The 5994-nt window shown below is 59.6% G+C and carries 7 protein-coding genes; 5 read left to right on the forward strand and 2 right to left on the reverse strand.

Annotated elements, in window-relative coordinates:
- Positions 1-123 precede the first annotated feature (123 nt).
- Together B3V69_RS17190 and B3V69_RS17195 are read left to right on the forward strand one after the other, a co-directional pair.
- Positions 124-954, forward strand: a complete 831-nt coding sequence (locus B3V69_RS17190) for a lysophospholipid acyltransferase family protein (RefSeq protein WP_296448220.1) — start codon at positions 124-126, stop codon at positions 952-954.
- A complete protein-coding gene (locus tag B3V69_RS17195; protein ID WP_296448221.1) occupies positions 954-1832 on the forward strand; it encodes a lysophospholipid acyltransferase family protein in 879 nt (292 codons plus the stop codon). Before B3V69_RS17190 ends, B3V69_RS17195 begins: the two co-directional genes overlap by 1 nt.
- Positions 1833-1884: 52 nt before the next feature.
- Here the strand turns inward: B3V69_RS17195 and B3V69_RS17200 are convergent, their stop codons facing one another.
- Positions 1885-2814 carry an alpha/beta fold hydrolase gene (locus B3V69_RS17200; protein WP_296448222.1) on the reverse strand — a complete coding sequence of 310 codons (930 nt, stop codon included), beginning with the start codon at positions 2812-2814 and terminating at the stop codon, positions 1885-1887.
- A gap of 111 nt (positions 2815-2925) precedes the next feature.
- Positions 2926-3633, reverse strand: coding sequence for a ribosome biogenesis GTP-binding protein YihA/YsxC (yihA, locus tag B3V69_RS17205; RefSeq protein WP_296448223.1), 708 nt, complete (start codon positions 3631-3633; stop codon positions 2926-2928).
- Positions 3634-3705: 72 nt separating this feature from the next.
- Between yihA and B3V69_RS17210 the strand changes: the two genes are divergently transcribed.
- The 3 genes from B3V69_RS17210 to B3V69_RS17220 form a co-directional block, all read left to right on the forward strand.
- Positions 3706-4371 (forward strand): c-type cytochrome, encoded by a 666-nt coding sequence (locus B3V69_RS17210; RefSeq protein WP_296448224.1) that lies wholly within the window; start codon positions 3706-3708, stop codon positions 4369-4371.
- A 188-nt stretch (positions 4372-4559) separates the two neighbouring features.
- Complete coding sequence (gene msrP, locus B3V69_RS17215; RefSeq protein ID WP_296448225.1) at positions 4560-5555, forward strand: protein-methionine-sulfoxide reductase catalytic subunit MsrP; 996 nt, start codon at positions 4560-4562, stop codon at positions 5553-5555.
- Between the two features lie 14 nt (positions 5556-5569).
- The coding region (locus B3V69_RS17220) for a sulfite oxidase heme-binding subunit YedZ (RefSeq protein ID WP_296448226.1) at positions 5570-5994 on the forward strand (425 nt) is incomplete at its 3' end.

A 5994-nucleotide genomic window follows, 5' to 3' on the forward strand; every position in this document is an offset into this window, starting at 1 on the left:
GCGAACGCTTTAGCAGATTTGTCAAAATTGACAAGGCACAATGGCGGCTCCTTCAAGCTGACCTCTGTGTGTCGCCCTGCAAGTAGTTCCGTAACTCAGCGACCAGAGCATTTTACCCGAGTGATGATCACCCTTTTTAAATTGTTGTCCGTACTGCCTTTGTGGTTGGCGCATGGCGCGGGATGGGGATTGGGCTGGCTGGTATTCGCAGGATCCGCGGTGTATCGCAAGCGTTTTCTGGCCAATGCGCGGCAGGCTGGCATGGGTTGGCGGCAATGGGCGGGCGCCGTCGGTGAGAGCGGCAAACTGGTGGCAGAATTGCCGCGCCTGTGGCTGGGGCGGCCGGCACCGGTGCAGTGGGATGGCGCCGAGCATGTGGAAGCGGCGCTGGCGCTGGGGCGAGGGGTGGTGTTCTTGACCCCCCATCTGGGTTGCTTTGAGATCACGGCCCAGGCCTATGCGCAACGTTACGGCCAGGTGCAGCAACCGATGACGGTGCTGTTTCGCCCGCCGCGCCAGCCCTGGTTGCGGGCGGTGGTGACGACGGCCCGCGCCCGACCCGGTTTGCACACCGCCCCCACCACGCTGGCAGGGGTGAAGCAAATGATCAAGGCGTTGAAGCAGGGCCAGTGCCTGGGCCTGCTGCCGGATCAGGTGCCGCCACTGGGTATGGGGCTGTGGCTGCCGTTTTTTGGTCGCGAGGCCTACACCATGACCCTCTCCGTGCGGCTGGCGCAACAGACCGGCGCCACGGTCCTGATGGCCTGGGGCGAGCGTTTGTCCTGGGGGCGGGGATTCAGGGTGCACGTGCAGCCTTTATTGGCAACCTTGCCATTGGACGTTACGCAGGCCGTAGCGGTCATCAATTTGGCGATGGAGGAATTGATTCGCAGTTGCCCGCAACAGTACCTGTGGGGCTACGCGCGCTATAAACAGCCGCGGCAGGAGATTTGATGTTGAGTCGCTGGTTCAGTCAGTTTGGCATTGGGGTGATGCACCTGTTGGGGCGTTTGCCACTGGCCTGGGTGCGTGCGCTGGGCTGCTTGCTGGGCTGCGTGCTTTATGTCCTGGCCGTACCGCGGCGCCGGGTGGCCGGTACCAACTTGCGCTTGTGTTTTCCGGAACTGTCCGCGCAACAAATCCGGACGCTGACGATCCGGACATTTGTTCATTTTGCCCAGGCCTGGCTGGATCGGGGCTGGCTCTGGCAAGGCTCGCCTGAAGTCGTTCGACAGCGCCTGACGCTGTCGGGGGCCGTGGACGAATTGCAGGGCCATGATCCAGTCGTCATTTTTGCGCCGCATTTCGTCGGGCTGGACGCGGGCTGGACGGCCTTGACCCAACAACTTGCTCGACAGTTCACCACCATTTACACCAACCAGGCGAACAAAGTCATCGACAGCTGGATGCTGGCGGGTCGCAAACGGTTTGGAGCTGCGCGGCTTTTCGGTCGTATCGATGGCGTCAAAACGATTGTGGCGACGCTGCGGGCGGGCGCCCCCCTGTATCTGTTGCCCGATATGAACTTCGGTCCGGAAGAGTCCGTTTTTGTGCCGTTTTATGGCGTTCAGGCCGCGACCGTGCCTAGCTTGTCGCGCTTTGCCAAACTGGGTCGCGCCAAGGTGGTGCCCGTGGTAACGCGCATGACACGCCACGGTTATGAGGTTCAAATCATGCCGTCCTGGCAGGGGTTTCCGTCCGACGATGTGGTCGCGGACACGGCACTCATGAACCAGCGCTTGCAGACTTACATAGACACCATGCCGGACCAGTATTTCTGGGTTCACAAGCGTTTCAAGGACCGCCCGCCCGGTGTGTCGTCAGCTTACTGAGCGTTTTGATAAAACTGAGCTCTAGCCCGCGTCCAATAAGCGCAAGATGCTATTAATTTGATAGTAATGACGGGCGCAAAAAGGAGGCGATATATTGCGCCACCAGTTGCGGCTTTTCATGCACGATCCAGTGGGTGGCATCCGGCACGGTGTGAAGCGTCAGGTGCTCCACATACTTATCAAGTCCTTCGATCAACACCGGCGGCAGCGCAATATCGTCCAGCGCCCAAATGACCAAAGTCGGCAGCTTCACGGTCAGCATGTCGTGCGGCAAATCAACCGCGGCGGCGGCGGGGTCCTCCGGCCGAGGTGGGCGCAGCGGTGAGGCACGGTACAGATTGCAGCCACCGGTCAGTCCCGCGTCCCACACCTTGCGGTATTGGGCCTTGACCTCGTCAGTGAGCCAGCTGGCGGGGTGAGCACCATCTTTCGTGTTGGTCAGAAATTCCCAGAGTCGGCGGTAGTCGTCCTGCGCCAGCAATTTTTCTGCATCCGGACGGATCAGGAAGTTCATATAAGCGCTGGAAGCCTGCTGCGCCGGGTTTGTCTTGAGTTCGCGCAAAAACGTGCCGGGATGCGGTGAATTGATGATGACCAACTGCCGGGCCAGATGGGGCAACTGGTTGGCCAGATTCCATGCCGCGGCGCCGCCCCAGTCGTGCGCCACCAGGCAGGCAAGTTGCCCGCCCTGGTCTTTTGTTTCGACCGCAATCAGGGCGGCGATGTCTTGCACCAGATGTTTGGGCCGATAGGCGCTGACCTCTGTGGGTGCGCTGGACTGCTCAAAACCGCGCAGATTGGGCGCAATGCAGCGGTAGCCACCGTTCTCGGCCCGTGCAAAATGTTCCAGCAAGAAGTCCCACACAAAAGCCGCTTCCGGAAAGCCATGCAAAAACATCAGAACTGGTCGCCCGCGGTCGCCCGCAGCGCGGCAGCTCAGGGTGATGCCATGCGGCAATGGCTGGAAATAAGTCTCGATCATGGTGGGTATCCGTGCGGCAAAGTCAAAACGGGTTTGAGCTTACGAGCTCGCACGATCTGCCGCAGTCGCCTGTGGGACCGCGGCGGATGACGCGCCGGTTGATGCGGCGAATCAGGCGTTGGCTTGGTTCGCAGCGGGGTGCGCCCACTGCCACAGCAGCGTGGCGACTTCATCAATGCCCTGGCGTTTTGTGGCCGAAAACAAGCGCACTTCACCGCCCCCGGCTTGCAGCTTCATGATGGACAGTGCCTTGTTTTGCTCGACGCGGGTCAGTTTGTCGGCTTTGGTGAGAACGACTAAAAATTTGAGACCCTCTTCCACCCGCGGGCGCACGATGTCCAGCAGGATTTCATCGAGTTCGGTGAGTCCGTGACGCGGATCGCACATCAGCACAATGGCCTTGAGGTTTTCACGCGTGACAAGGTAATTGGCCATCACTTGCTGCCAGCGAATTTTGTCCGATTTGGGCACTGCCGCGTAACCGTAGCCTGGCAAGTCGGTCAGGATGGCATCGGTCACGCCCTGTTTGCCCAGCGAGAACAGGTTGATGTGCTGGGTGCGGCCCGGCTTCTTGGAGGCAAAGGCCAACTGCTTTTGCTGCGTCAGCGTGTTGATGCAGGTCGACTTGCCCGCGTTGGAGCGTCCGACAAATGCAATTTCGGGTACCTCCAGGGCGGGTAGAAAGTGCAGCTGGGGCGCCGTCGTCAGAAATTTGGCGGTGTGAAGCCAGCCCAAAGCAATGGCCGCAGCGGCCTTGTCGGCGGCGTCCGTTGAGGTTGACGGGAGGGCTGAAGCCGGTGGGTTTGAATTGGTAGTCATTGATTAAAGGGAGGAAACCCGAAGCCGCATTGTAGAATCACGCAGTTTTGCATACCTGATACGACATCCCCTATGAAGTTGCTTGCCTCCTATTTGTTCGCTGCCGCATTGGTAGCCCCCGCTTTTTCCACCTTGGCACAAGAGACGCAGCCCGCTGCGCCGCATGCAGAGGCCAAGGCGGAGCCCGTCAAAGCGGTCAAACCTGACCTGGCCAAGGGTGAAGCCAGCTTTGCCGCTGTGTGTGCCGCCTGCCATGCGCCAGACGGCAACTCGCTGATTCCGGTCAACCCCAAACTGGCACAGCAACACCCGGAGTACCTGGTGAAGCAGTTGCAAGATTTCAAATCAGGCAAGCGCGTCAACCCCATCATGTCGGCGATGGCGGCAACGCTAAGCGATGAAGACGTGAAGAACGTCGCCTACTGGTTAACTTCCAAGACTGGCAAACCCGGTTTCGCCAAGGACAAGGAGCTGGTGACTTTGGGTGAACGTATTTACCGCGGTGGCATTGCCGACCGTCAGATTGCCGCCTGTGCCGGTTGCCATAGCCCCAACGGCGCTGGTATTCCTTCCCAGTTCCCCCGTCTGAGCGGTCAACATGCTGATTACGCGGTGGCCCAACTGACTAACTTTCGTGACGGCGTTCGGAAAAACAGCGTGCAGATGACACAGATCGCGGCCAAGATGAATGATCGCGAAATCAGGGCGGTGGCCGACTACATCGCCGGTCTGCGTTAATCGCAAGACGGTGTCGCTGCTCAGCGCGTTGGGTTCATATTTGAACTAAACGCCTGCAACAAACCCTAAAAGGGGCGGGTCCATTCTGAAATGGCCCGCCTCTTTTTTTTGAGTTAACGACAATCGGGCACAGATTCATGTAAGAACGGGCGCCGTCTCATGACTAAGCTTGAAACGAGGATTTCATCATGCTCATCAAAACCAGTCACGACGGCTTTTGCCACCCCGTCTCCAGCGAGATCACGAGCCAGCGCGTCTATGCGGGGCGACGCGATCTCATCAAACTCATGGCCAGCGGTGTTGCCGGTGCGGCACTCACTTCATGGGCGTCACGCGAGGCCGAGGCGCTGACGCCACGGCCGGGCAAACTGGCCGCGTTGCCGGGCGCGCGGTCGAGTCTGGCGGGCGCCGTCACCATGGAAAAGCTGACCGAGTACAAGGACGCCAGCACGTACAACAATTTTTATGAGTTCGGCACCGACAAGGCCGACCCGGCAGTTAATGCCCATACGCTGAAAACCAGTCCGTGGACGGTGGAGATCGAGGGCCTGGTCAAAAAGCCCGCCCGCTATGCGCTGGAAGACCTGCTCAAACTCAGCGCCCAGGAGGAGCGGATTTATCGCTTGCGCTGTGTGGAAGGCTGGTCCATGGTGATCCCGTGGGTCGGCTATTCGCTGAGCGAGTTGATCAAGCGCGTCGAGCCGCTGGGCAACGCGAAATACGTCGAATTCGTGACCCAGGCGGACCCCAAGACCATGCCTTTTGTAGGCTCCCGCGTGCTGGACTGGCCCTATGTTGAAGGCTTGCGCATGGACGAGGCCATGCACCCGCTGACGCTACTGAGCTTCGGCATGTACGGCGAGGTCTTGCCCAACCAGAACGGCGCGCCGGTGCGCTTGGTGGTGCCGTGGAAGTATGGTTTCAAGAGTGGAAAGAGCCTGGTCAAAATCCGATTTACCGACAAGCAGCCTGGCACTGCCTGGAACAAGGCGGCAGCCAATGAATACGGTTTTTTCTCCAACGTCAACCCCACGGTGGACCACCCGCGCTGGAGTCAGGCCACGGAGCGGCGCATTGGTGAGGACGGCTTGTTTGCCAAGAAGCGCAAAACCCTGATGTTCAATGGCTATGAGGCGCAAGTGGGGCAGCTTTACGCCGGCATGGACCTCAAGAAGTTGTTTTGATGGTCGCGCTCGCCATGCCACGGACAACGGTGCGGGTGAACACGCTGCTCCTGCACCGATTTGCCAAGCCGCTCGTGTTTGGCTTGTCACTGTTGCCGTTTTTCTGGCTGCTTTTTGCGGCCATCACCAACCAGTTGGGCGCCAATCCGGCCGAGGCCTTGAGCCGGTCCACCGGCGACTGGACTTTGCGTTTTCTGTGTGGGGTGTTGGCGGTGACGCCGTTGCGGGTCATCAGCGGCACACCGGCGCTGGCCCGCTTTCGCCGCATGCTGGGGCTGTTCGTCTATTTCTACGTGGTGCTCCACTTGCTGAGTTACAGCTGGTTTGACATGGGTTTTGACGTGGCCGATATCGCCAAAGACATTGCCAAACGCCCGTTCATTCTGGTCGGGTTTTCAGCTTTCTTGCTGCTCACGCCGCTGGCGCTGACGTCCTTCAA

Source organism: Rhodoferax sp. UBA5149 (genome assembly GCF_002413825.1).
Lineage (GTDB): Bacteria > Pseudomonadota > Gammaproteobacteria > Burkholderiales > Burkholderiaceae_C > Rhodoferax.